Origin of the sequence: Shimia sp. MIT1388, from assembly GCF_047124445.1 — a bacterium.
In the GTDB taxonomy this organism is placed as follows: Bacteria; Pseudomonadota; Alphaproteobacteria; order Rhodobacterales; family Rhodobacteraceae; genus Shimia.
The window spans coordinates 2,632,682-2,655,130 of record NZ_CP138921.1; the positions used below are offsets into that span (position 1 = coordinate 2,632,682).

The 22,449-nt window shown below is 61.1% G+C and carries 28 protein-coding genes; 20 read left to right on the top strand and 8 right to left on the bottom strand.

All coding sequences use genetic code 11. From position 1 onward, the window contains the following. Positions 1-51: 51 nt before the first annotated feature. Both thpR and SIB92_RS13065 read right to left on the bottom strand, forming a co-directional pair. Positions 52-603, bottom strand: a complete 552-nt coding sequence (thpR, locus tag SIB92_RS13060; RefSeq protein WP_412552458.1) for an RNA 2',3'-cyclic phosphodiesterase — start codon at positions 601-603, stop codon at positions 52-54. Positions 604-609: 6 nt separating this feature from the next. Next, on the bottom strand, positions 610-1,596 hold the full coding sequence (locus SIB92_RS13065; protein WP_412552459.1) for a 2-hydroxyacid dehydrogenase: 987 nt from the start codon (positions 1,594-1,596) through the stop codon (positions 610-612). 109 nt (positions 1,597-1,705) lie between these two features. Here SIB92_RS13065 and SIB92_RS13070 point away from each other — a divergent pair, with 109 nt between their 5' ends. Beyond that, positions 1,706-2,230, top strand: a complete 525-nt coding sequence (locus SIB92_RS13070) for an SH3 domain-containing protein (RefSeq protein ID WP_412552460.1) — start codon at positions 1,706-1,708, stop codon at positions 2,228-2,230. Between the two features lie 21 nt (positions 2,231-2,251). On the opposite strand, the gene rpe is transcribed toward SIB92_RS13070, so the two are convergent. After that, complete coding sequence (gene rpe, locus SIB92_RS13075; protein WP_168590928.1) at positions 2,252-2,941, bottom strand: ribulose-phosphate 3-epimerase; 690 nt, start codon at positions 2,939-2,941, stop codon at positions 2,252-2,254. A 400-nt stretch (positions 2,942-3,341) separates the two neighbouring features. Here rpe and SIB92_RS13080 point away from each other — a divergent pair, with 400 nt between their 5' ends. From SIB92_RS13080 to SIB92_RS13155, 16 genes are all read left to right on the top strand, one after another. Next, positions 3,342-4,094 carry an urease accessory protein UreD gene (locus tag SIB92_RS13080; RefSeq protein WP_412552461.1) on the top strand — a complete coding sequence of 251 codons (753 nt, stop codon included), beginning with the start codon at positions 3,342-3,344 and terminating at the stop codon, positions 4,092-4,094. 4 nt (positions 4,095-4,098) lie between these two features. Next, positions 4,099-4,401 carry an urease subunit gamma gene (locus tag SIB92_RS13085; RefSeq protein ID WP_412552462.1) on the top strand — a complete coding sequence of 101 codons (303 nt, stop codon included), beginning with the start codon at positions 4,099-4,101 and terminating at the stop codon, positions 4,399-4,401. 12 nt (positions 4,402-4,413) lie between these two features. Further along, the gene (locus tag SIB92_RS13090; RefSeq protein WP_412552463.1) at positions 4,414-4,581 is read left to right on the top strand and encodes a hypothetical protein; all 168 of its coding nucleotides are present in this window, start codon (positions 4,414-4,416) and stop codon (positions 4,579-4,581) included. Continuing rightward, complete coding sequence (locus SIB92_RS13095; protein ID WP_412552464.1) at positions 4,578-4,883, top strand: urease subunit beta; 306 nt, start codon at positions 4,578-4,580, stop codon at positions 4,881-4,883. Before SIB92_RS13090 ends, SIB92_RS13095 begins: the two co-directional genes overlap by 4 nt. A 194-nt stretch (positions 4,884-5,077) precedes the next feature. Continuing rightward, positions 5,078-6,790, top strand: a complete 1,713-nt coding sequence (ureC, locus tag SIB92_RS13100; protein ID WP_412552465.1) for an urease subunit alpha — start codon at positions 5,078-5,080, stop codon at positions 6,788-6,790. A 12-nt stretch (positions 6,791-6,802) separates the two neighbouring features. Beyond that, positions 6,803-7,390, top strand: coding sequence for a hypothetical protein (locus SIB92_RS13105; RefSeq protein ID WP_412552466.1), 588 nt, complete (start codon positions 6,803-6,805; stop codon positions 7,388-7,390). Between the two features lie 130 nt (positions 7,391-7,520). Further along, a complete protein-coding gene (locus tag SIB92_RS13110) occupies positions 7,521-7,742 on the top strand; it encodes a DUF1127 domain-containing protein (protein WP_295175825.1) in 222 nt (73 codons plus the stop codon). A gap of 25 nt (positions 7,743-7,767) precedes the next feature. Beyond that, a complete protein-coding gene (ureE, locus tag SIB92_RS13115; protein WP_412552467.1) occupies positions 7,768-8,283 on the top strand; it encodes an urease accessory protein UreE in 516 nt (171 codons plus the stop codon). Beyond that, on the top strand, positions 8,273-8,917 hold the full coding sequence (locus SIB92_RS13120) for an urease accessory protein UreF (protein ID WP_412552468.1): 645 nt from the start codon (positions 8,273-8,275) through the stop codon (positions 8,915-8,917). The genes ureE and SIB92_RS13120 overlap by 11 nt, the downstream gene beginning before the upstream one ends. Beyond that, positions 8,914-9,324: a DUF3995 domain-containing protein gene (locus tag SIB92_RS13125; RefSeq protein ID WP_412552469.1), complete on the top strand. Its 411-nt coding sequence runs from the start codon at positions 8,914-8,916 to the stop codon at positions 9,322-9,324. The genes SIB92_RS13120 and SIB92_RS13125 overlap by 4 nt, the downstream gene beginning before the upstream one ends. A gap of 1 nt (position 9,325) precedes the next feature. Then, positions 9,326-9,955, top strand: a complete 630-nt coding sequence (gene ureG / locus SIB92_RS13130; RefSeq protein ID WP_412552470.1) for an urease accessory protein UreG — start codon at positions 9,326-9,328, stop codon at positions 9,953-9,955. A 146-nt stretch (positions 9,956-10,101) separates the two neighbouring features. Continuing rightward, positions 10,102-10,776 carry an energy-coupling factor ABC transporter ATP-binding protein gene (locus SIB92_RS13135; protein WP_412552471.1) on the top strand — a complete coding sequence of 225 codons (675 nt, stop codon included), beginning with the start codon at positions 10,102-10,104 and terminating at the stop codon, positions 10,774-10,776. Further along, the gene (locus SIB92_RS13140; RefSeq protein ID WP_412552472.1) at positions 10,776-11,372 is read left to right on the top strand and encodes an energy-coupling factor transporter transmembrane component T family protein; all 597 of its coding nucleotides are present in this window, start codon (positions 10,776-10,778) and stop codon (positions 11,370-11,372) included. Before SIB92_RS13135 ends, SIB92_RS13140 begins: the two co-directional genes overlap by 1 nt. A gap of 101 nt (positions 11,373-11,473) precedes the next feature. Then, a complete protein-coding gene (locus SIB92_RS13145; protein WP_412552473.1) occupies positions 11,474-12,010 on the top strand; it encodes a biotin transporter BioY in 537 nt (178 codons plus the stop codon). 8 nt (positions 12,011-12,018) lie between these two features. Continuing rightward, positions 12,019-13,524, top strand: a complete 1,506-nt coding sequence (locus SIB92_RS13150) for an AMP-binding protein (RefSeq protein ID WP_412552474.1) — start codon at positions 12,019-12,021, stop codon at positions 13,522-13,524. Continuing rightward, complete coding sequence (locus tag SIB92_RS13155; RefSeq protein WP_412552475.1) at positions 13,505-14,689, top strand: thiolase family protein; 1,185 nt, start codon at positions 13,505-13,507, stop codon at positions 14,687-14,689. The genes SIB92_RS13150 and SIB92_RS13155 overlap by 20 nt, the downstream gene beginning before the upstream one ends. Positions 14,690-14,824: 135 nt before the next feature. Here SIB92_RS13155 and ilvD read toward each other — a convergent pair whose 3' ends face one another. The 5 genes from ilvD to SIB92_RS13180 all read right to left on the bottom strand — a co-directional run bounded on the left by ilvD (position 14,825) and on the right by SIB92_RS13180 (position 18,992). Further along, positions 14,825-16,678, bottom strand: a complete 1,854-nt coding sequence (gene ilvD, locus SIB92_RS13160; protein ID WP_412552476.1) for a dihydroxy-acid dehydratase — start codon at positions 16,676-16,678, stop codon at positions 14,825-14,827. Positions 16,679-16,858: 180 nt separating this feature from the next. Beyond that, complete coding sequence (locus tag SIB92_RS13165; RefSeq protein ID WP_412552477.1) at positions 16,859-17,182, bottom strand: DUF1801 domain-containing protein; 324 nt, start codon at positions 17,180-17,182, stop codon at positions 16,859-16,861. A gap of 1 nt (position 17,183) precedes the next feature. Next, complete coding sequence (locus SIB92_RS13170) at positions 17,184-17,579, bottom strand: VOC family protein (protein ID WP_412552478.1); 396 nt, start codon at positions 17,577-17,579, stop codon at positions 17,184-17,186. Between the two features lie 75 nt (positions 17,580-17,654). Then, positions 17,655-18,449 (bottom strand): helix-turn-helix domain-containing protein, encoded by a 795-nt coding sequence (locus SIB92_RS13175; protein WP_412552479.1) that lies wholly within the window; start codon positions 18,447-18,449, stop codon positions 17,655-17,657. 9 nt (positions 18,450-18,458) lie between these two features. Beyond that, positions 18,459-18,992: a LuxR C-terminal-related transcriptional regulator gene (locus SIB92_RS13180; protein ID WP_412552480.1), complete on the bottom strand. Its 534-nt coding sequence runs from the start codon at positions 18,990-18,992 to the stop codon at positions 18,459-18,461. A gap of 146 nt (positions 18,993-19,138) precedes the next feature. Here SIB92_RS13180 and SIB92_RS13185 point away from each other — a divergent pair, with 146 nt between their 5' ends. From SIB92_RS13185 to SIB92_RS13195, 3 genes are all read left to right on the top strand, one after another. Next, positions 19,139-20,440, top strand: coding sequence for an acetylornithine deacetylase/succinyl-diaminopimelate desuccinylase family protein (locus SIB92_RS13185; RefSeq protein ID WP_412552481.1), 1,302 nt, complete (start codon positions 19,139-19,141; stop codon positions 20,438-20,440). A 45-nt stretch (positions 20,441-20,485) separates the two neighbouring features. Continuing rightward, the gene (locus SIB92_RS13190) at positions 20,486-21,973 is read left to right on the top strand and encodes an ABC transporter substrate-binding protein (protein WP_412552482.1); all 1,488 of its coding nucleotides are present in this window, start codon (positions 20,486-20,488) and stop codon (positions 21,971-21,973) included. Positions 21,974-22,035: 62 nt separating this feature from the next. After that, the gene (locus tag SIB92_RS13195) at positions 22,036-22,443 is read left to right on the top strand and encodes a cupin domain-containing protein (RefSeq protein WP_412552483.1); all 408 of its coding nucleotides are present in this window, start codon (positions 22,036-22,038) and stop codon (positions 22,441-22,443) included. The last annotated feature ends 6 nt before the right edge of the window (positions 22,444-22,449 follow it).

Below are 22,449 nucleotides of genomic sequence, written 5' to 3' on the forward strand. Positions count from 1 at the left end.
ATGCAATCCGGCAACCCAAGGCTTCGGTCGCCGCTTGAAAATCAGCTTAGGTCAGGACAGCCCCTGCACCAACAGCGGATAGCTGCTGAGGATCTCATAGACCGCACCTTCCGAGGTCAAAGACGAACGATACAAGGCGATTTCGCTCACAAGGATCGGATCAATTTCCAGTGAGGCCCCGCGCGACAGGGCCGCCTGCACCCGCTCCGGTGGCTGCCGCCCATCGCGAAACCGGCTCAGCGTCACATGCGGGCGAAACCGGCGTTTCTCCAGCCCAATGCCCAGCCGCCGCGCCGCTTGAGCCACATCCGCTTGCAACGCCATCAACACCGGGTCAGGCGCTGCCAATAGCCCAAAAGACCGACTGCGCGGCGCGCCAAAAATATCCATGCCCTTGAGGTGGAGTTCAAACTGCGACTGCCGGATCAGTTCCAGCTCTTCGTGCAACGCCTCGAGCATCTCAACCGGCTGGTCGTCCAGAAACGCCAACGTCAGATGCAAATTCGCCGCTGGCACCTCACGCCCCACAGCAATCCGCCCTTGCACATCCAAAAGCGCTTCCGCCTCTGGCCCGTCCAACGGAATGCCAACGAAAGCGCGCATGATGCTTTAGAGCATCGCCGGAACCACCAGATCCGGTGGCCGGTGCCCATCATCGAAGGTCTTGATATTGATGAGGACTTTCTCACCCATCTCAATCCGCCCTTCCACCGTGGCCGACCCCATATGCGGCATCAGCACCACGTTGGGATGCCCACGCAGATCCGGGTGGATTTCATGCCCATGCTCATACACATCCAAACCTGCGCCAGCGATTTCGCCGGACTTCAGCAGACGCACCATGGCGTTCTCGTCAATCACCTCGCCGCGCGAGGTGTTGATGATCACGGAGCCGGGCTTCATCAGCTTCAAGCGCCGCGCATTGAGCAGGTGGAACGTCGACGGTGTGTGCGGACAGTTCACCGACACCACATCCATACGCGCCAGCATCTGGTCCAGGCTCTCCCAATAGGTCGCCTCATATTGCTCTTCGATCTCGGGGCGCAAACGACGGCGGTTGTGGTAATGGATCTGCATGCCACAGGCCTGCGCGCGCCGCGCCACGGCGGTGCCCACGCGGCCCATGCCCAGAATGCCAAGCCGCTTGCCACTCACACGACCGCCCAAAAGCGCGGTAGGCGCCCAGCCGTCCCATTCACCGGACTGCATACGCTGCACCCCTTCACCCACGCGACGGGTCACCCCCAGGATCAGCGCCAGCGCCATATCCGCCGTATCATCTGCAGACACACCCGGTGTGTTGGAGACAAGCACGCCGCGTTGACGGGCAGAGGCCACATCGATGTGATCGACACCCGCGCCGTAGTTGGCAATCAACTTCAACCGTTCGCCGGCCTGCGCAATCAGATTGGCGTCAATCTTATCGCTCAAGGTGGGCACCAAAACGTCTGCGTCTTTCATCGCCTCGGCCAGCTGCTCGCGGCTCATCGGCGTATCATCGTCGCGCAGGCGTACGTCAAAGAGTTCTGACAGTCGTGTTTCAACAGCTTCCGGTAAGCGTCGCGTAACGACAACACTCAGACGTTGCTTTGGCATGCAGGGCCTCCCAATGCTTTCCAATTCGGCGCGTTGCTGCCACACTGCCCCACAGGTCAGTCAGGCACAAGAACCTGCGAGCGCCACCAGAGCAGAAAAATCAGGCAATATGTTCACCTTGGGTCAAAAATCTCTCGTGAGCTTGGGCGCAGCTTTGCTATTGGCGCTCACAACATCTGTTGCGGCTGAGGCCCCGGCAGAGAAAAAACGTGGGCCGGTCACCAACCTGCCGATGCCACGCTACGTGTCGCTGAAAGCCACCAAAGCAAATGTGCGTCGCGGCCCGTCGCGTACTCACCGTATTGATTGGGTGTTCACCCGCAAATCCATGCCGTTGCAGATCACTGCCGAATACGGTCACTGGCGGCGTGTGCGCGACATCGAAGGCGCGGGCGGCTGGGTGCACTACTCTCTGCTCTCCGGCGTACGCACCGTAATTGTACAAAAAGACATGCTGCCGCTGGCCGTGCGACCGGGTGAAAAGGTCGCCGCAGCCGCGCATCTGGAACACGGCGTGATTGCCAAATTGGAAGAGTGCAACCCAGATTGGTGCCGCCTCAATGCGGGCGGCTACAAAGGCTGGGTTTTGAAAGAAGATCTTTGGGGCGTGGAAGCGGACGAAATCCGCGAATGATCCCGCCCCAAACTCTGCGCTTTACTGCGCCGCTTCGGCGGCCGCGCGGATCGCGCGGATGTTCTCACCGTAGACCTCCGCCTTATCCACAGAGCCGCCTTTGAACACAGCAGAGCCCGCCACCAGAACGTCGGCACCGGCTTCGGCCACCAATGGCGCGGTTTCGGTGGTCACGCCGCCATCGATCTGAATGTGGATCTCGCGGTCGCCAATCATCTGGCGCAAACGGCGGGTTTTCTCGACGCCGGAATGAATGAACTTCTGACCGCCAAAGCCAGGGTTCACGGTCATGATCAGCACCATGTCCACCAGATCCAGCACATGTTCGATGCTCTCCAGCGGCGTGCCCGGGTTCAAGCTCACACCAGCTTTCACGCCCTGTGCCTTAATTGCCTGAATGGTGCGGTGAATGTGGGGACCTGCCTCCACATGCGCAGTGATCATATCGGCACCCGCTTCGGCATAGGCCTCAATGTACGGATCCACCGGCGCGATCATCAGATGTACGTCCATGAAGGTTTTGACGTGTGGACGGAACGCTTTCACGGCGGGCGGGCCAAAGGTCAGGTTTGGCACAAAATGCCCGTCCATCACATCCACATGCACCCAATCTGCGCCTTGATCCTCGATCGCACGGATTTCCTGGCCAAAGTTGGCAAAATCCGCTGAGAGAATGGACGGTGCAATTTTGATTTTGCGATCAAAGCTCATGTTGGGCTCCTTTTCCGGACCTGTGCCGGGCTTTGAAAGTGACCCTTGAGAGGCCACCAAACACCTGATTTCAGGCGATTCGAAACTGGCGGCAAAATGGCCTTTGACAGCTCAAAACACAATTGGGCACGGACAATCTGCCGCGCATTCTCCAATTGCGCAATTTTTGGGCGCCCCCGAAGATTTCGACTTATTTTTCATCACACCCTTTTGCGTCTGCTCAATTCAGCAGCAGCGCACCTTTTGACCTCTCCTGAGTGATGCCAGCGATAAAGCACCCGCTCACATCAGGACACACGCCATCACCGCCTTTGCGCCCATATCACCGCCTGCTCAGGCCCAGCAGCCCCGCGCCATCGGCACGGCTGACATCCGCAGCAAACTGCGCGATGGCCTCTCTGTGTTGGATGATCTGCGCCTGTCCGGCTCCAGCCGCGTGTTGTTCCCAAACGCCAACTATCCAAACGGGCGCACCGCTGCTCTGCAAGCGGTCCTGCTGAATACGGCTGGCGGCATCACCGGCGGAGATCAGTTTGATGTCAACGCGCATGCAGGCGAAGGCAGCCATCTAACGCTCACAACTCAAGCCGCTGAGCGCGCCTATCGCAGCATCGACGTCCGCACAGGCCGCCTCGACAATACACTCAGCCTCGCGGCCGGTGCGCGGATGGATTGGCTGCCCCAAGAAACCATCCTGTTTGACGGCGCCGCCTTGTCGCGCAGCCTCACCGTCGACATGCACAGCACGTCACGCTTCCTGATGGTGGAACCCATGATCTTTGGCCGCACCGCCATGGGAGAAACCGTGCAAGCCGCAGACTTGTTTGATCGCATCACCGTGAAACGAGACGGCGACCTGCTTTTTGCCGACCGCGTGAAACTGTCAGGCAACGTACAAAAGCACTTGAACCGCACCGCCATCGCTGGCGGCGCTCGCGCCATGGCCACGCTCCTGCTCGCCGCGCCAGATGCGGATCGCTATCTGGACACGCTGCGCAGCCACCTGCCGCACACCGCTGGTGCCAGCCTGATCCGCGACGGTCTGTTATTTGCGCGCATTCTCGCAAGTGACGGCCACGCCCTGCGCCAGTCCCTCATTCCCGCGCTGACCTACCTGAACGGCGCTGATCTTCCTCGAACATGGATGCTCTGACCCGATGCAACTCACGCCACGTGAAAAAGACAAACTGCTGATCGCCATGGCCGCCGAAGTGGCCCGCAAGCGCCTCGCGCGCGGCGTAAAACTCAACCACCCGGAAGCCATCGCCCTGATCACCGACTCCGTGGTCGAAGGTGCGCGCGACGGCAAATCCGTGGCCGACCTCATGCAGTCCGGCGCCCGCGTGATCACCCGCGCACAATGCATGGCTGGAATCGCAGACATGATCCACGAAGTACAAGTCGAGGCCACCTTCCCTGATGGCACCAAACTTGTCACCGTGCACAACCCCATCCGCTAAAGGAGCCTTCTGATGCAACGTTTTGCCATTGCCGCCCTCGCCACAACCGCCACAACGCCCGCCCTTGCGCACTCCGGCGCCCACCTACATCCGCACGCTGGCGACCCTCTATGGCTGCCCATCCTTGTTGGCACTGTGGTTGTTGGCGCACTGGCGCTTTTGGTGTGGAACCTGAAATGATCCCTGGCGAACTGATCCCCGCTGAGGGCGAGTTGATCCTGAACGCAAACGCAAAAGTCACCAGCTTGATGGTGGCCAACACCGGCGACCGTCCCATTCAGGTTGGCAGCCATTATCATTTCGCCGAAACCAACCCCGCGCTGGAGTTTGACCGCACCGCCGCCCACGGGTTGCGTCTGGACATCGCCGCCGGCACCGCCGTCCGATTTGAGCCGGGTCAACGCCGAGAGGTGCACCTGATCCCGATTTCCGGTGCCCGCCGCGTGTTTGGCTTCAATCAGAAAATTATGGGGGATCTGTGATCCAGACCGACCATAGGATCGCGCCCGACCCCGAGGGCGGCTCACCACTGGGCCGCGCGATTTCACCCTACATCAACGCCCCAGCTTTTTGCCAAAGTCGCAAAATCGCGCCCGCCCTAGGGGGCGGGGTCGGGCGCGATCCGAGCCGCTACGCGCCTCGGGTTTCCTGCTGACGTCGACGAAAGGCACCAATCATGCCCGCCAAAATCTCCCGCTCTGACTACGCCGCCATGTTTGGCCCCACCGTTGGAGACAAACTGCGCCTCGCGGACACCGATCTGGTGATTGAGGTTGAGCGCGACCTGACCGGACCCTACGGCGAAGAGGTCAAGTTTGGCGGCGGCAAGGTGATCCGCGACGGCATGGGACAGGCGCAAACCACTCGCGCCGAAGGAGCGGTCGACACAGTCATCACCAACGCGCTGATCGTCGATCACACCGGCATCTACAAAGCCGACGTCGGCCTCAAAGACGGGCGCATCCACAAAATTGGCAAGGCAGGCAACCCAGACACGCAACCGGGGGTCGACATCATCGTCGGCCCCGGTACCGAGGCCATTGCCGGCGAAGGCAAAATCCTCACCGCTGGCGGCTTTGACAGCCACATCCACTACATCTGCCCGCAACAGATCGAGGATGCTCTGCACTCCGGCCTGACCACGATGCTCGGCGGCGGCACCGGCCCAGCGCATGGCACGCTAGCCACCACCTGCACCCCCGGCCCTTGGCACATTGGCCGTATGCTACAATCCGCCGACGCTTTCCCGATGAACCTCGCCTTCGCGGGCAAAGGCAACGCATCGCTACCTGCCGCACTCGAAGAACAAGTCAAAGGCGGCGCCTGCGCGCTCAAACTGCACGAAGACTGGGGCACCACCCCCGCTGCCATCGATTGTTGCCTGTCGGTGGCGGACGATATGGACGTGCAGGTCATGATTCACACCGACACGCTCAATGAGTCAGGTTTTGTCGAAAACACCGTCGCCGCCATGAAAGGCCGCACCATTCACGCCTTCCACACCGAAGGCGCCGGTGGCGGCCACGCGCCGGACATCATCAAAATCTGTGGTGAAGAGCACGTTCTGCCCTCCTCCACCAACCCGACCCGTCCTTTTACGGTAAACACGGTGGATGAGCACCTCGACATGCTCATGGTCTGTCACCACCTCGACAAATCCATCCCCGAAGACGTCGCCTTCGCCGAAAGCCGCATCCGCCGCGAGACCATTGCGGCCGAAGATATCCTGCACGACATGGGCGCCTTCTCGATCATCGCATCCGACAGCCAGGCCATGGGGCGCGTGGGTGAGGTGCTGATCCGCACCTGGCAGACGGCCGACAAGATGAAGAAACAACGCGGGCGCCTACCCGAAGAAACCGGCGAGAACGACAACTTCCGCGTCCGCCGCTACATTGCCAAATACACCATCAACCCGGCCATCGCCCACGGCATCAGCCACCAGATCGGCTCGATTGAAGAAGGCAAACGCGCGGACCTCGTGCTCTGGTCGCCAGCGTTCTTTGGCGTGAAGCCTGAAATGGTCTTGATCGGCGGCTCGATCGTCTGCGCGCAGATGGGAGACCCCAACGCGTCGATCCCAACACCGCAGCCGGTCTATTCCCGTCCCATGTTTGGCGCTTATGGCCGCGCGGTGGAAAATGCCGCCGTGGTCTTTGTGTCTGAGGCCGCGCAAGCCGATGGCATCGGCAACAGCTTGGGCTTGGCAAAACAAACCGTCGCGGTTCAGAATACCCGCAACGTTGGCAAGTCAGACCTGAAACTCAACGCGGAGACACCGGAAATTGAAGTCCATCCAGAGACTTACGAAGTGCGCGCCGATGGCGAGCTCCTGACCTGTCAGCCTGCCGAGGTGCTGCCGATGGCACAGCGGTACTTTATGTTCTGACCGGAGCCCCCAATGCGCGCAGCCCTTTTTGCTTTCACTTTTCTTGCGACACCTGTTTTTGCCCAATGCCCCACCGCATCGGACATGGACACAGGCGTGCGCCTCACCGATCTGGATGGCATCACTGAAACCTACACCCGCGACGGTGCCCACTTCATCCGTGGCGCATGGGACGACGGCCAGGACTACGGCACGCGGTTCTTGCTGCTCAAAGGCCTTTATGTGGTGGAGCAATTTGACACCGAAGATGGCGACGTGGTCTCCGGCAGCCGCAGCACCCATGCCTACCCGCTCAAACCGGCCGACGCGCCAATCCCGGTTGCGGACGGACGCTGGGACACCGAAGTGATCACGCTGGATTCCGAAGGCACCGTCACCACCCGTGAAAGCCATATCTTTGGCCCCAGCACCCAGGTCACCATTGGCGGTTGCTCTTATGAGATGATGCCGGTCATTGGCATCTACCACGACGATGATGGCTATGAGGAAACTCTGCACTACCTGCCGGAACTTGGCTTTGCCTATTTGGTGGAAACCCGCGCCAAGAACGAAAAAGCCGAGCGCTACACCTACATCCGCATTGAAGCCGTTGAAAACTAAACAAACTCTGACTCGCCTTGCACCAGATGCAAGACAGCTATGACGAAAGACCGACTGCACATGGCAACAGTTTTGACCCATATTCAGAGCCAAGGGAGGACCATAGGTTTATACGAAACTGAGGTTCAAAATGGCACTGACAGCTACACACACCGAACACCACTCGCTGGGTCACATCCTGGCAGCACCTTTCCGCGCCATCGGCAACGGTCTGATCGCGATCATGGAAAGCAACAGCCGCGTGCAATACGTCGATCGCCTGAACGCGATGTCCGACGAACAACTGGAAGCCAAAGGCATCAAGCGCGACGAAATCGTGCAGCACGTCTTCCGCGACTACATGCACCTGTAATCTGTGCATTTGGGGGGCGCCCATCATGAGCGCCCTTCCCACGGCACATGATTATCACGCCCATGGCCACGCCCCGGAACAGGGGCGTGTGGCCCTCACCTACGAAGACCGCTTCCTGCGCCGCAAAACCTTGCAGCTTGAGGATGGCACCCGGATTCTCGTAGATCTGCCCAAAACCACATCTTTGGATCACGGCGGCGTTTTGCGCCTGACCGATGGGGGCGAAATCACCGTGATTGCCGCACCGGAACCGCTTTTGCAGGTCACCGCTGCGCATTTGCCGCGCATCGCCTGGCACATCGGCAACCGGCATACCCCTTGTCAGATCGAAGACACACGCCTGCTCATTCAGCGCGACCACGTGATCAAAGAAATGCTGGAACTTCTGGGGGCAACCGTCACCGAAGTGACCGAGCCTTTTACACCAGAAGGCGGGGCTTACGGCCATGGCCGCACCCACAGCCACGACCACAGCCACCCGCACGCCCACGATCACACGATGGACCACGGCCATAGTCACAGCCACGACCATGACCACTGATCCCATCCTGACGCTAACCCAATGGCTTTCGCCCGCCTTCCCGGTGGGCGCGTTCACCTACAGCCATGGTCTCGAAGCGCTCGTGGAGGCAGGCACAGTGCATGACGCCGCCAGCTTTTCAAAGTGGCTGACGGACACGCTCCACCACAGCGCAGGCCAAAACGATGTGATACTACTGGCGCATGCCTACAACGCAGCCACCGTCGAAACACTGACCGAGATCGACGCCTTCGCCCGCGCCCTTGCCCCCTCTGCCGAACGTCTGTTGGAAACCGACCAACAAGGCGCCGCTTTTGCGCGCACCGCTGCAGCAATCCACGATCTGGATCTCAGCACTTTGACCTATCCGGTGGCCGTTGGCCGCGCCGCGCATCTGAAAAACCTGCCCTTGCGCGACACCGCGCGCCTGTTTCTGCATGCTTTTGCCGCCAATCTGACCTCCGCCGCCACCCGCCTCGTGCCCTTGGGCCAAACCGAAGCACAGGCCACCCTCACCGCCGTGACACCGCTCTGCCAAGACGTGGCGGACCAAGCGGTCACATTGTCACTGGATGACATTGCCGCGTCGACATTTGCCTCCGACATCGCTTCCATGCGCCATGAAACGCAATATTCGAGGCTCTTTCGCTCATGACCTGGCTCGCCGTCTTTATATCCGCTTTGCTGTTTTTCCCCGCCGCCTTGCACCTGCTCTGGGCCATCGGGGCTTGGGTGCCGATCCGCGATGAGGCGGCATTGGCCCGCGCCACCGTTGGCGCGCCCGGCATCACCCAAATGCCCGGCGCCATTCCCTGCGCGCTGGTTTTCGTGGCCCTGAGCTTTGCCGCCGCGCTACCCCATCTGACAACCTTCCCGCTGCGCACCCTTCTCTTGTTGGCCATCGCCGCCGTCTTCTTGCTACGTGGCATCGCCGCCTATCTCCCCGCCTGGCGCAAACTGGTTCCCGAGGAACCCTTCGCAACGCTGGACCAACGCTACTACGGCCCGCTTTGCCTTCTATTGGGCGCAAGCTTCCTCCTCTTTACTCTTTCAGGAGCCTGACATGACTTCTCCAAACGGCCCTCTGCGCATCGGCATCGGCGGCCCCGTCGGCGCGGGCAAAACCACGCTCACCGCCAACCTCTGCCGCGCCCTGCGGGATAAACTCTCCATCGCCGTGGTCACCAACGACATCTACACCCGCGAAGACGCCGAAGAACTCATGCGCCAACAAGTCTTGCCCCTGGAGCGCATCAAAGGCGTGGAAACCGGCGGCTGCCCGCACACAGCCATCCGCGAGGACGCCTCCATCAACCTCGCCGCCATCGATGAGTTGAACCGCGAAATCCCCGACCTCGACATCGTCCTGATCGAAAGTGGCGGTGATAACCTCTCCGCCACCTTCTCCCCAGAGCTGGCCGATCTGACCATCTATGTGATCGACACCGCAGCCGGCGAAGAAATCCCCCGCAAGGGCGGCCCGGCCATCACCCGCTCTGACATCCTGATCATCAACAAAACCGATCTTGCGCCCTACGTCGGCGCCTCACTTGAGGTGATGGAACGCGACGCCAACAAAATGCGCGGCACGCGGCCCTTCCTGTTCACCTCCCTGCGCCACGGCAAAGGGCTCGACGCGCTCCTGCCACTCATCGGCGAAATCGGCGGCGTGCCCGCGCTGATGCAAAGCTAATTGACCGCACTGGTGGGAAATTTTCCCCCAAACCGCGCCTTTATCCGCTTCACAGTCCCAAAATATCCCCGCCGGAGGCGTCTGCCGCTTCAACCTGCGCAGCCGAGCAGCTAAGAGCGCGCCACGAACAACCGGCGGACTCCTCAATGATCAAGCTTCAAAACGTCAGCGTTTCTTTTGGCACGCGCACCGTTTTAGACTCCCTTACCCTTGATCTCGCCGAGCGCCGCATCGCCGTCATCGGAGCCAACGGCTCCGGCAAGTCCACCTTCGCCCGCCTGCTCAACGGCCTCGCGGTGCCTACATCCGGCGATGTGTTGGTTGATGGCCTTAACACTCGGAAAAAGGGCCGCGATGTGCGTCGCAAAGTTGGCTTTGTCTTCCAGAACCCCGACAATCAGATTGTCATGCCTGTGGTCGAAGAGGACCTCGCCTTTGGCATGAAGAACCTCGGGTTCACAAAAACCGACATCGCCACCAAAACCGATGAAATCCTCGCGCGTTACAATATGAGCGACTTGCGCGAGCATCCCGCGCATCTGCTGTCCGGTGGACAGAAACAACTACTTGCCATCTCCGGCGTGCTCGTGATGACCCCCGACATTCTGGTGATGGACGAACCCACCACGTTGCTGGATCTGCGCAACAAACGCCGCATCGCCCGCGCCGTGGCCGCGTTGGATCAGATGGTCATCACCGTGACCCATGACCTCGACCTGATCGCCGATTATGACCGCGTGATCGTGATCGACGAAGGCCAGATCTTTGCCGACGGCGCGCCACATGTGGTTATCCCCGCCTATGAAAGGCTCATGGCCTGATGCTGGACCTCTATTCTCCCGGCACCTCGCTCCTGCACCGCCTGCCACCGGCGGCCAAAATGCTGGCCATGCTGATCGGCGCCACGCTGCTCTTTCTTAATGAAAGCCTGCCAATCACCTTCGCCGCCACCCTTGGTATCCTCGCCCTCTACCCCATCGCGCAACTCACCCTAAAACAGGCCTTTGCGCAGATCCGTCCCCTGCTGATCATCTTTGTGCTGTTCTTTGCGGTGCAGTGGTATTTCTCCGGCATTGAGCTCGCCACCTATGTGGTCCTACGTCTCGCCGCGCTGATCCTGCTGGCAAGCCTTGTGACCCTGACCACAAAATCCAGCGACATGATCGACACCATGACGCGCGGATTGCGTTACCTCCAACCTATTGGTGTGAACCCGGCAAAGGTCAGCCTCGCCATTTCCCTGGCGCTGCGGTTCATCCCGGTCCTGGCACAAATCACCCGCGAGGTACGCGAAGCGCAAAAGACCCGCGGCCTCGAACGCTCCGTGATTGCCGTCGCCATGCCCATGGCCATCCGCGCAATCAAGATGGCGGACGAAATTTCCGACGCCATTGATTCCAGAGGATATCGTTCCTAAGATCAGGCAAAAGACGCGGCCAGACCTTGCTGCTGGTGGAACGGATTTCTACGCAGCGCAGCAATTCGACACTTCAAGTCCATCTTCACGGAACGCAGACCATGACCACCAAAGACACCGTCTATATCGCGCTCTTCGCCGCCCTCACCGCCGCGCTTGGCCTGATGCCCCCGTTGCATTTTGCAGGCGCCGCCCTGCCCCCGATCTCGGCTCAATCTCTGGGCGTTATGCTCGCCGGTGCTGTTCTGGGCGCCAAACGCGGCGGCCTCGCGCTCCTGCTGTTCATTGCACTTGTCGCGGTTGGCCTGCCGCTCTTGTCCGGCGGCCGCGGCGGTTTTGGGGTTCTGATGGGCACCTCTGGCGGCTTCCTGCTGTCCTGGCCGATCTGCGCCGCCGTCATTGGCTACCTCGCAGAACGTGACCGCGAAGGCGGCGCGCTGAAACTCGGCGCCTATATCGCCCTTGGCGGCATTGTCCTGATGTACGCGGCTGGCATCCCCTGGATGGCCTTCATCGGCAAGCTCGGCATGGCGAAATCTCTGTCGATCATGGTGGCCTATATTCCAGGCGACCTGATTAAGGTTGTGGTTGCGGCCATTCTCGCGGAAAACCTGCGCAAAGCTTACCCCAACCTCTGAGGACGCGTTTGCCGTTACGCCACGCATTAGATCATCACGCCCGCCAGCGCCCCGACGCGCTGGCGGTTGCCATTTGTGACACACGCCTCACCTATGGCGCGCTGTTTGAGCGCCTCAAAAAACTGCATGCCGCGCTCTCCAAGCTGCCCCTGCAACCCCGCCCGGACCTGCCTCTGCCAGACGGCGCCCGCAATTTCGCCCTCTCCATCGGCAATCACGCGCAAGCGCCCACACTGCTCGCAGCGGCACTTGCCACGCCGCACGCCGTGACCCTGCTGGACCCGCATTGGCCCGACGCGCTGCACCAACGTGTGCTGGCCAAACTGCCCCCAGACGCGCTGTTCTGCCTTTCAAGCCAAACCGGCCTGATCGACGCCGCAAAACATCTCGGCATCCCGGCCATCTGTGTAGACACCGACGCCTCCGAAACCTTCCTCACCGCGCCTGAAGACATCCCCTTCACCGATCCCCGCGCGATCTTCATGGTGGGCTTCACCTCCGGCACCACATCCGAGCCCAAAGCTTTCGCCCGCGCCCGCCACAGCTGGCGCGCCTCGCTGGATGCCAGCCGTCTTGCCTTTGCCCTGACCGAGCAGAGCCACACCTTTGTGCCCGGTCCCCTGTCTCACGGCATCACCCTTTATGCGCTCGCGGAAACCCTCGAACTTGGCACCGCCTTTCACGCCCTGCCAAAATTCGACCTCGCCGAGGCCCACCGCGCCATGGCCCACACCCGCCGCATCGTCGCCGTGCCCAGCCTGCTTGGCGCGCTCTGTCGCGACAAACCGTTGGATCAGATTGTCGAGATCACCACCGCTGGGGCCAAACTCGATCCCGCGCTGCTTGAAAAAGCCCGCAGCTTCTTCCCCCGGGCCCGCATCCACGAATACTACGGCGCCAGTGAGCTCGGCTTTGTCAGCCTCAACACCCACGGCCGCGAAAGCTCCTCTGCTCCGGCCTACTCGGTGGGCCGTCCTTTCCCGCACGTGGAACTTTCCCTGCGCCAAAACGGTCAGGAAGTCCCCCAAGGCGAACCCGGCACCATCTTTGTCCGTGGAGACCTGGCAATTGACGGCTACCTCTGGGGCGGCCGCAACTCCGGTTTCCGCCGCGAAGGCCCCTGGGCCACGGTCGGCGACGTTGGCAAGCTGAACTACGACGGCAGCCTCAGCCTCTTGGGCCGCGAAGGCGGCATGGTCATCACCGCCGGGCACAACGTCTACCCACAAGAAATCGAAACCGCGCTGGCCGAAATCCCCGGCATCTCTGGCGCCGCCGTCTTGGGCCTCGCCCACCAATCGCGCGGACAGGAGCTGGTTGCCATCCTCAACGGCGACACGCCGCTCGCCGAAATCAAATCCCAGCTCGCCATCCGCCTGCCCCGCTACAAGCTGCCCCGCCATTTCTACCGCCTCACCGACTGGCCTCTGACCACCTCCGGCAAACCCGACCGCGGCCGCCTCATGTCGTGGCTGCACAAAAAGGACCCGCGCCTTGTTCCCACCACTGGCTGATCTGTTGCCCGCGGATCGCCAACCGGTGATCATCGCCGCCCGCCGCAGCGCCATTGGCCGCGCTGGTGGCATGTTTGCCAGCCTCGATTTGGAAGACCTCGCCGCGCCAGTGATGCGAGCCACACTTACCGACGCCAATGTCACAGCGGACCAGCTCGACGACGTCATCCTCGGCAACGCCGCAGGGCCCGGCGGCAACATCGCCCGCCTCTCCGTCCTGCACGCGGGCTTCCCTACATCCATCCCCGGCGTGACCGTAGATCGCCAATGCGGCTCCGGCCTTGAGGCCGTCATGCAAGCCTGCCACCTGATCATGGCGGGGGCTGGCACCACCTACCTCGCAGGTGGGGTCGAAAGCCAATCCCGCGCGCCCCTACGCACCCTACCCGCCAGCGGCACTCTGCCGGAACACAGCTACACACGCGCCCGCTTCGCCCCCGAGGGCATCGGAGACCCAGAGATGGGCGCCGCCGCTGACACGGTTGCCCAACAGTTCAACATTTCCCGCCAGCGCCAAGACGCCTTCGCCCTGCGCTCGCAACAGCGCGCTGCCCAAGCCCGCGACGCAGGCGCATTCGACGCCGAAATCGTGCCGATCTCAGGCCACGCCGCCGACGAATGCATCCGCGACACAATGACAACCGAGCGCCTCGCCCGCCTGCGTCCGGCCTTTAGCACAGATGGCACCGTCACCGTCGGCAACGCCTGCCCGTTGAACGACGGCGCAGCCACCGTGCTTGTCACCACCGCAGCCAACGCCCGCGCGTTGGGTCACACCAAAGCCCTCGCCTACCTCGGCGGCGCAGCGGCGGGTGTCGATCCCAACATCCTCGGCATCGGCCCCGTCGCCAGCACGCAAAAGCTCCTGCGCCAAAACCCAAATCTATCGTTGGCCAATCTCAGCCACCTCGAGTTTAACGAAGCTTTTGCATCCCAGGTCCTCGCCAGCCTCGACACGCTCAACCTCGACGCCACCCTCCCGAACCAACACGGCGGCGCCATCGCCCTCGGCCACCCCTTCGGTGCGTCTGGCACCATCCTCATCACCCGCCTCTTCAGCCAGTTGATCCGCCAGGAAGCCCCGACAAACGCTCTCGCCATGGCCATGATCGGCATCGGCGGCGGCCAGGGCCTCACCGCAGCCTTCGCCCCCTTCACGCTCTAATCTTTCTTATTCCCCAAATATCTCGGGGAGGAGGCGCAGCGCGCCGGAGGGGCTGGCCCCTCTTACCAGCATCGCCACAAACAAAAACGGGGCCGCCTCTGCGACCCCGCCTCACTCTCATACCGAATGACTGACTTATTCGTCGTCTTCGTCCAGCATCCGCACCGCGCCCAGCGAGGCGTTGGACACATGCGCCGCGTAGACTTTCAGCGCTTTGGACACCGCCCGCGGACGCCCTTCGGCTTTCCAGAATTTCTTGTCAGCCTGCGGGTGGTTGTCCCGACGGCGCTGCAGCTCTTCGTCGCTCACATCCAGATGGATGGTGCGGTTTGGCACGGAGATTTTGATCTTATCGCCATCTTCCACCAGACCAATCACGCCCTTCTCCGCCGCTTCCGGCGAGGCGTGGCCAATCGACAGACCGGCGGTCCCACCGGAGAAGCGGCCATCGGTCAGCAGCGCACAGGTGGTGTCGAGCTTTTTGGATTTCAGATAGGCGGTTGGGTACAGCATCTCCTGCATGCCCGGCCCGCCCTTGGGGCCTTCATAGCGGATAACCACCACGGAATACGGCTTCACCTCATTCTGCAAAATGCCGTGCATCGCGTCTTCCATGCTCTCAAACACCTTCGCGGTGCCCTCGAACTCATACATCTCTTTGATCACACCGGCGGTTTTCAGGATACAGCCCTGCTCAGCAATGTTGCCAAACAGCACGCAGAGACCGCCTTCCTGAGAGTAGGCATTGGCAAAGTCACGCACGCAGCCGTCTTCGATATCCAAATCCAACTCGGTGTACATCCGCGACTGGCTGAAGGCCTCGGTGGTGCGCACACCACCCGGCGCGGCAATAAACAGATCGCGCGCCTCGTTGCCCGCGCTCTCGCGGCGCACATCCCACTTATCGATAAACTCACCCATGGTGCGCTCATGCACGGTCGCGCAATCGCGGTGGATTTTACCTTCGCGCTCCAGCTCCCCCATGATCCGCGCGATACCACCGGCCCGGTGCACATCTTCCATGTGATACTTCGGTGTTGAAGGCGCCACTTTGCTCAAATGTGGAATCTCACGGCTCAGACGGTCCATGTCCGCCATGGTGAAATCGACGCCGCCTTCATGGGCAATCGCCAGAAGGTGCAACACGGTGTTGGTCGACCCGCCCATGGCAATGTCCAGCGCCATGGCGTTTTCAAAAGCTTTGAAGTTGGCAATCCCACGCGGCAGCGCGGTCTCGTCGCCCTCTTTGTACCAGCGGTCACACAGCTCAATGATCTTGTGCCCGGCTTCTTCAAACAGAGCCCGGCGCTTGGAGTGGGTCGCCAGCAACGAGCCGTTGCCCGGCAGCGCCAGGCCCAGCGCTTCCGCCAGACAATTCATCGAGTTTGCAGTGAACATACCTGAACAGGAGCCACAGGTTGGGCAGGCAGAGCGTTCCAGCTTGTCCACTTCTTCCTGGCTGCGGTCTTCATCAGTTGCACCAACAATGGCGGTCACCAGATCAGCCTTGTGCTCGCCATCCTTCAGGATCACCTTCCCGGCTTCCATCGGGCCACCGGACACAAAGATCGCCGGGATGTTCAGGCGCATCGCCGCCATCAACATGCCCGGGGTGATCTTGTCACAGTTGGAAATACACACCAGCGCGTCGGCGCAATGCGCATTCGCCATATACTCCACAGAGTCGGCAATGACTTCGCGCGACGGCAGCGAATACAACATCCCGTCGTGGCCCATGGCGATGCCATCATCCACCGCAATGGTGTTCATCTCTTTGGCCACGCCGCCGGCTTTCTCAATCTCACGCGCCACCAGCTGGCCCATGTCTTTGAGGTGCACGTGACCGGGCACGAACTCGGTGAAGGAGTTGACCACCGCCACAATCGGCTTGCCAAAGTCCTCGGTTTTCATACCTGTCGCACGCCATAGCGCACGGGCAGCAGCCATACGGCGGCCAAAGGTCGAGGTTTTGGAACGAAGATCAGGCATCTTATGCACTCCTGCGGATGGCTCGGGCGCCCCATCGCGCCCCTTGCGTGTCTGGACAGAACGGGTGCCATCCCAAAGAGGGGAATGCAAGAGAGTCCGGAAAGAATGTTACTCAAAATCGCGCGCAAAGCTTTCACAAAATACGATGCGCGCGACTTTCACGAAATCCACTCCGGGCATTTACCCCAAAGCCACCGCCTTTGCGAGAAAACCCGCACAGCACTTCGCCTGGATGTCCTCCACGCTTCGCAGCTTGAGATGCCGCCGCGCCTTGCCGCTGCCTTCAAGCATTCCATCTGGATCGCTCAACCGTGCCCCATGGGAGAACTCAAAGGACACATGCGCTTTGTAGCCGAAGTATCCGCCGACAGCTGTGGCCGCGACACCCGCCTCACGCTCCAACATCTGCCCGCCATACATGCTGCGCCCGTGGAGCTCCGGCGCCACCTCGGCCACCATTTCCTCCAAGGCGTCGATGATCGCAGCTTGTGTGGTCTCGTCCATCTCAGCCCTCCAGGTTCATTGGTGTAGCAATTTCCACCAAACACCCGTTGAGATCGCGCACATAAGAAATCGTCTGCCCCCAAGGCACCTCATGCGGTTTGCTCACCGGCGAACACCCCGCCGCCAGAGCCTTCTCAAATGCCGCCGGCACGTCCTCGGTGATAAAGCAAATCTCCCACCCCGCCGGAATGGCGCTCTTCTCGTTGGGTGCAAAGGCCAAGCCATCCAGCTCGATCACCTCTTCGGCGGAAAACGACAGCACCGTGTCCCCGGTCTCCATCTCCGCATAAAGCGTGCTTTCATGCATAAACCTCTGCGTCAGGCCAAAGGCCGCCTCATAAAACGCCACAGTCTCCGGCACGTTTTTCACATAAATAATTGTGTATCCAAGTTTCATAACAATCACCTCATATTGGTTGGCCTAGACCTAAGCCCCTCCCCCCCCAATGCGCTTGAAAAAATCGGACATCACCTAACGCGCCGCACGATTTCCCCACAGGCCGCCGGACACATCCGGCCGGATCAAGCCCTCGGGAATGGCTGACGGCACAAACCCGCCAAACCGCCGCATGGCCCGCGTCATATGGGCCTGATCGGCATAGCCCGCCTCAAACGCCGCGTCCGACAGAGATCCACCCGCCTCGCACACCAGCCGCAAAGCCCGATGAAACTGCACCAACGACGCGTAAGCCTTCACCGACAGCCCCACTGTGCTCCCAAACATCCGGTTGAGATGCCGCGTCGAACACCCCGCCCGTGCTGCCAGCTCCGTCACAGAAAACCGACCACCCGCCATATGTATCCGCCGTACGCTCTCCCCCACACGATGCCCCTCCGGTGTCAGCGCACGCCCTTCCACAAAGCGCACCAACGCCTGGCGCAAAACGTCTTCACCTGTGCCTACCTCACAAAGTCCCGCCAATTCCGGCACCAAGACCTCCGCCCCATCTTCTAACGCCACCTGATCTTTCGCTGTCCCCAACGCATCACCCCACAAAACGCCCCCGCGCTCCGGCCGCAGCCGCACGCCAATCCACCGATCTCCGGCCTCAAATTCCACCCAATAGGGCTGCGTTGCCGGCCCGGTCACCACCAACCGAGGCGCCACCATCGGATCGGCGTTGTAGCGCACAATCACGTCACAGCGCCCATCCGGCAGGATCAAACTGCGCCCCGCCTGCGGCTCTTCATGACGCCACACCGCCTCCACGCTGCGCGCCTGTTGCGGCGTAAAAATCCGCTCCTGATATCCATCTGGCAGACGCACGCTACACCCTCACCCAATCGTCAACCGCGCCAACAGCTCGGTGGCATTCTTCACCTGAAACCGTTTGTGCAACCGCGCGCGTACGTCCTCAATGGTCCGTGGAGACAACCCCAACTCCCGCGCAATCTCCTTGCTGGTCAGCCCGCGCCCCAAGCCGCCCACCACCTGCCGCTCTCGCACCGAAAGCGACACCGGCGGCCCGTCGTGAATTGCGGCAAACGTCATCACCAGACGCGCCAACGGATCGTCCGGCGTCAGCGTCTGCGCCCGGAACCGACACCACACCTGCCCGCCATCCCGCCGCCGTACCATACGCTCATCACTATAGGCGTGGTCCTGCATCAACGGTTTCAACCCAATGTCCCGCACCTGCTCAAACTCTTCCGTGCTGTCATACAGCAAGCGAAAAGACTGCCCTACCAAGGCCTCCTTCTCATAGCCCACCAACCGCGCAAACCCCTGATTGCACGCCCGAATAACCCGCTGCTCGGCCATCACAATGCCCACGGGTGCGGCCTCAAACGCCAGCTGATCCCAATCCATTTACGTCCCCCCAACCGTAATCCTACGGTATTGATACCGTAACCTCCTCCGCGCCACTCTGACCACACCTGTGTCCGCACGATTTGCAAAAACGTTCCGTCGCAGGCCCCACAAAAACCGCCGCACTGCGCAAGAGGCCCGCCACCATGCCCATCGACACCGACCGCCTGATGATCCGCATCGAATCCATGCGCGACGAGCTGGTGCAGCTGACCCAGGACCTGATCCGCATCCCCACGCTCAACCCACCGGGCGAGTGTTACCGTGACATCTGCGATTACCTCGACACCCGCTTGACCCGCCATGGCTTTGACACCCAACTGGTCCGCGCCCACGGCGCGCCCGGCGACAGCGACAAATACCCCCGCTGGAACATCGTGGCCCATAAATCCGGCCACCACCCTGGCGAATGTGTGCATTTCAACAGCCACACCGATGTGGTCGAAGTGGGCCACGGCTGGACCTTTGATCCCTTTGGCGGCGAGATCAGCGACGGCAAAATCTACGGCCGTGGCGCCTGTGACATGAAAGGCGGCCTCGCCGCGTCGATCATTGCCGCCGAAGCCTTCATTGCCGAATTCCCCGACTTCCACGGCAGCATCGAAATCTCTGGCACAGCGGATGAAGAATCCGGCGGTTACGGCGGCGTCGCCTATCTGGCGGAACAAGGCTTCTTTGCCCCCGAACGTGTACAACACGTCATCATCCCCGAACCCCTGCACAAAGACCGCATCTGCCTTGGCCATCGCGGCGGCTGGTGGGCCGAAATCGAAACCTTTGGCGAAATTGCCCACGGCTCCATGCCGTTTTTGGGCGACTGCGCCGTGCGCCACATGGGGGCTGTGATCGACAAGTTTGAGAGCGATCTCTACCCCGCGATGGCGGCGCGGCGCACCGACATGCCGGTCGTGCCCGAGGGCGCGCGCAGCTCCACCATGAACATCAACTCGATCCACGGCGGTCAGGCCGAACAGGCCGAAGACTTTGACGGCCTACCCGCCCACTGCGTGCCAGACAGCTGCCGCATCGTGATCGACCGCCGCTATCTGGCCGAGGAAAACCACGCCCAGGTCGAAGGCGAAGTCCGCTCCCTGCTGGATGACCTCTCAGCCCAGCGCGAGAACTTCCGCTATGACATGCGCGAGCTCAATCACGTCGCCCCATCCATGACCGACCGCAAAGCCCCCGTGGTGACCACGGTGGACCGCGCCATTCAGGACATTTTGGGAAAGACCCCGGATTATGTCGCAAGTCCCGGCACTTACGACCAAAAACATATTGATCGCATCGGCAAGCTCAGCAACTGTATCGCTTATGGGCCGGGTATTCTGGAGATGGCCCACAAGCCTGACGAATACATCGGCATCGACGACATGATCGACAGCGCCAAGGTCATGGCCCACAGCCTGACTCAGCTGCTGCTACCACAAGACAAAAACTCGGCCTAAGGCCCAAAAATAACAAAAAGCAAACAGTTAAGGGAGAGAGACACTATGACATTTTTCACGTCCAAGCTCGCCAGCGCCAGCGCCGCCGCTCTGATTGCTGGAACACTGGCCGCGCAGGCCGCACAAACCGACATCACCGTCGCCATGCAACTGGAGCCGCCGCATCTGGACCCGACGTCCGCCGCTGCCGGCGCGATTGACAGCGTGCTGTATGCCAACATCTTTGAGGGTCTCACCCGCTTTGCCTCTGACGGCTCGATCATCCCTGGCCTGGCAAAAAGCTGGGAAATTTCCGAGGACGGCCTGACCTACACCTTTATGCTCAACGACGGCGTGACCTTCCACGACGGCTCCGCCATGGACGGCGAGGATGTGAAGTTCTCCTTGGATCGTGCCCGCGCAGAAGACAGCGCCAACGCGCAAAAAGCGCTCTTTGCCGGCATCACCGATGTGACCGTGGTCGATCCGCTGACCGTGAAAGTCACGCTGGATGGCCCGAACGGAGACTTCCTGTTCAACATGGCCTGGGGCGACGCCGTGATTGTCGCGTCCGAAAGTATCGATGACATCAAGACCACCCCCATCGGCACAGGCGCTTTCAAGTTTGCGGATTGGGTTCAGGGCGACAAGATCACCCTCACACGAAACGATGCCTACTGGGGCACGCCTGCCACCCTCACCGATGTGACCTTCAAGTTCATCTCCGATCCGACCGCAGCCATGGCCGCCATGATGGCCGAAGACATTGACGTCTTTGCGGGCTTCCCGACCCCGGAAGCGCTACCGCAGTTTGAGGCCGATCCGCGCTTCCAAGTTCTGGTTGGTAACTCCGAAGGCGAGACCATCCTGTCGACCAACAACAAGATGCCGCCACTGGATGACGTGAAGGTGCGCAAGGCCATCGCGCACGCAATTGACCGTCAGGCGATCATTGATGGCGCGATGTTTGGCCTCGGCACGCCAATTGGCACGCACTTTGCCCCGCATCACCCGGACTATGTCGATCTGACCGGCAACTCGGCTTATGATCCCGAACTGTCCAAGAAACTACTGGCTGAGGCGGGCTATCCGGATGGCTTCACCACCACCCTGAAGCTGCCGCCGCCCTCCTACGCCCGTCGTGGCGGCGAAATCATCGCGGCGCAGCTGCGTGCGGTTGGAATCAACACCGAAATCTCCAATCTGGAGTGGGCGCAGTGGCTGGAACAGGTGTTCCGCGGCAAGGACTTTGGCCTGACCATCGTCAGCCACACCGAACCCAACGACATCGGCATCTACGCCCGCCCGGATTACTACTTCCAATATGACAATCCGCAGTTCCAACAGATCATGGAAACCTTGAACAAAGCCACCATCCCAGCAGAGCGCACCGCCCTGCGCAAAGTGGCCCAAACCATGATCTCTGAGGACTATGTCAACGGCTACCTGTTCCAGCTGGCGTTTCCAACGGTGGCCAAAGCCGGTGTGCAGGGCCTCTGGCTCAACGCGCCCACCCAAGCCACCGACCTGACCGCTGTGAGTTGGTCAGAGTAACACCCCCCGCGCTGGGGCCACATCGCGTGGCTCCGGCGCAAATCCAATCGAAAGCCGCTGCCATGATCGAGCATATCCCCGCAGGCACTCTGCCCAGCCGCAAAGCGCCACCAGAATATTTCACCGGCGACGTGCGCATGGATCTGATCACCGAAAGCCGCCCACCATCACAAGTGTTCGCCGCCCGCGTCACCTTTGAACCCGGCGCGCGTACCGCGTGGCACACCCATCCCGTCGGCCAAATCCTGCATGTGCTCTCTGGCGTTGGTCTGATTGCCCTGCGCGGCGAAGCCCCGCGCACCATCCGTCCCGGCGACAGCATCTGGATCGAGCCCGGCGTCGAGCATTGGCACGGCGCCACGCCAGAGACCGCCATGTCTCACATGGCCATCCAACAGGTCGAAAACGGCTCCGGTGCCACATGGCTCGAACACGTCTCTGACGACGACTACCTCAAGACCCCAATTTAACGGCCC

Bases quoted from the DNA above. Each gene is read 5' to 3' on its own strand.
- thpR (WP_412552458.1), bottom strand. From the start codon at position 603: ATGCGCGCTTTCGTTGGCATTCCGTTGGACGGGCCAGAGGCGGAAGCG.
- SIB92_RS13065 (WP_412552459.1), bottom strand. From the start codon at position 1,596: ATGCCAAAGCAACGTCTGAGTGTTGTCGTTACGCGACGCTTACCGGAA.
- SIB92_RS13070 (WP_412552460.1), top strand. From the start codon at position 1,706: ATGTTCACCTTGGGTCAAAAATCTCTCGTGAGCTTGGGCGCAGCTTTG.
- rpe (WP_168590928.1), bottom strand. From the start codon at position 2,941: ATGAGCTTTGATCGCAAAATCAAAATTGCACCGTCCATTCTCTCAGCG.
- SIB92_RS13085 (WP_412552462.1), top strand. From the start codon at position 4,099: ATGCAACTCACGCCACGTGAAAAAGACAAACTGCTGATCGCCATGGCC.
- SIB92_RS13090 (WP_412552463.1), top strand. From the start codon at position 4,414: ATGCAACGTTTTGCCATTGCCGCCCTCGCCACAACCGCCACAACGCCC.
- SIB92_RS13095 (WP_412552464.1), top strand. From the start codon at position 4,578: ATGATCCCTGGCGAACTGATCCCCGCTGAGGGCGAGTTGATCCTGAAC.
- ureC (WP_412552465.1), top strand. From the start codon at position 5,078: ATGCCCGCCAAAATCTCCCGCTCTGACTACGCCGCCATGTTTGGCCCC.
- SIB92_RS13105 (WP_412552466.1), top strand. From the start codon at position 6,803: ATGCGCGCAGCCCTTTTTGCTTTCACTTTTCTTGCGACACCTGTTTTT.
- SIB92_RS13110 (WP_295175825.1), top strand. From the start codon at position 7,521: ATGGCACTGACAGCTACACACACCGAACACCACTCGCTGGGTCACATC.
- ureE (WP_412552467.1), top strand. From the start codon at position 7,768: ATGAGCGCCCTTCCCACGGCACATGATTATCACGCCCATGGCCACGCC.
- SIB92_RS13120 (WP_412552468.1), top strand. From the start codon at position 8,273: ATGACCACTGATCCCATCCTGACGCTAACCCAATGGCTTTCGCCCGCC.
- SIB92_RS13125 (WP_412552469.1), top strand. From the start codon at position 8,914: ATGACCTGGCTCGCCGTCTTTATATCCGCTTTGCTGTTTTTCCCCGCC.
- ureG (WP_412552470.1), top strand. From the start codon at position 9,326: ATGACTTCTCCAAACGGCCCTCTGCGCATCGGCATCGGCGGCCCCGTC.
- SIB92_RS13135 (WP_412552471.1), top strand. From the start codon at position 10,102: ATGATCAAGCTTCAAAACGTCAGCGTTTCTTTTGGCACGCGCACCGTT.
- SIB92_RS13140 (WP_412552472.1), top strand. From the start codon at position 10,776: ATGCTGGACCTCTATTCTCCCGGCACCTCGCTCCTGCACCGCCTGCCA.
- SIB92_RS13145 (WP_412552473.1), top strand. From the start codon at position 11,474: ATGACCACCAAAGACACCGTCTATATCGCGCTCTTCGCCGCCCTCACC.
- ilvD (WP_412552476.1), bottom strand. From the start codon at position 16,678: ATGCCTGATCTTCGTTCCAAAACCTCGACCTTTGGCCGCCGTATGGCT.
- SIB92_RS13165 (WP_412552477.1), bottom strand. From the start codon at position 17,182: ATGGACGAGACCACACAAGCTGCGATCATCGACGCCTTGGAGGAAATG.
- SIB92_RS13170 (WP_412552478.1), bottom strand. From the start codon at position 17,579: ATGAAACTTGGATACACAATTATTTATGTGAAAAACGTGCCGGAGACT.
- SIB92_RS13180 (WP_412552480.1), bottom strand. From the start codon at position 18,992: ATGGATTGGGATCAGCTGGCGTTTGAGGCCGCACCCGTGGGCATTGTG.
- SIB92_RS13185 (WP_412552481.1), top strand. From the start codon at position 19,139: ATGCCCATCGACACCGACCGCCTGATGATCCGCATCGAATCCATGCGC.
- SIB92_RS13190 (WP_412552482.1), top strand. From the start codon at position 20,486: ATGACATTTTTCACGTCCAAGCTCGCCAGCGCCAGCGCCGCCGCTCTG.
- SIB92_RS13195 (WP_412552483.1), top strand. From the start codon at position 22,036: ATGATCGAGCATATCCCCGCAGGCACTCTGCCCAGCCGCAAAGCGCCA.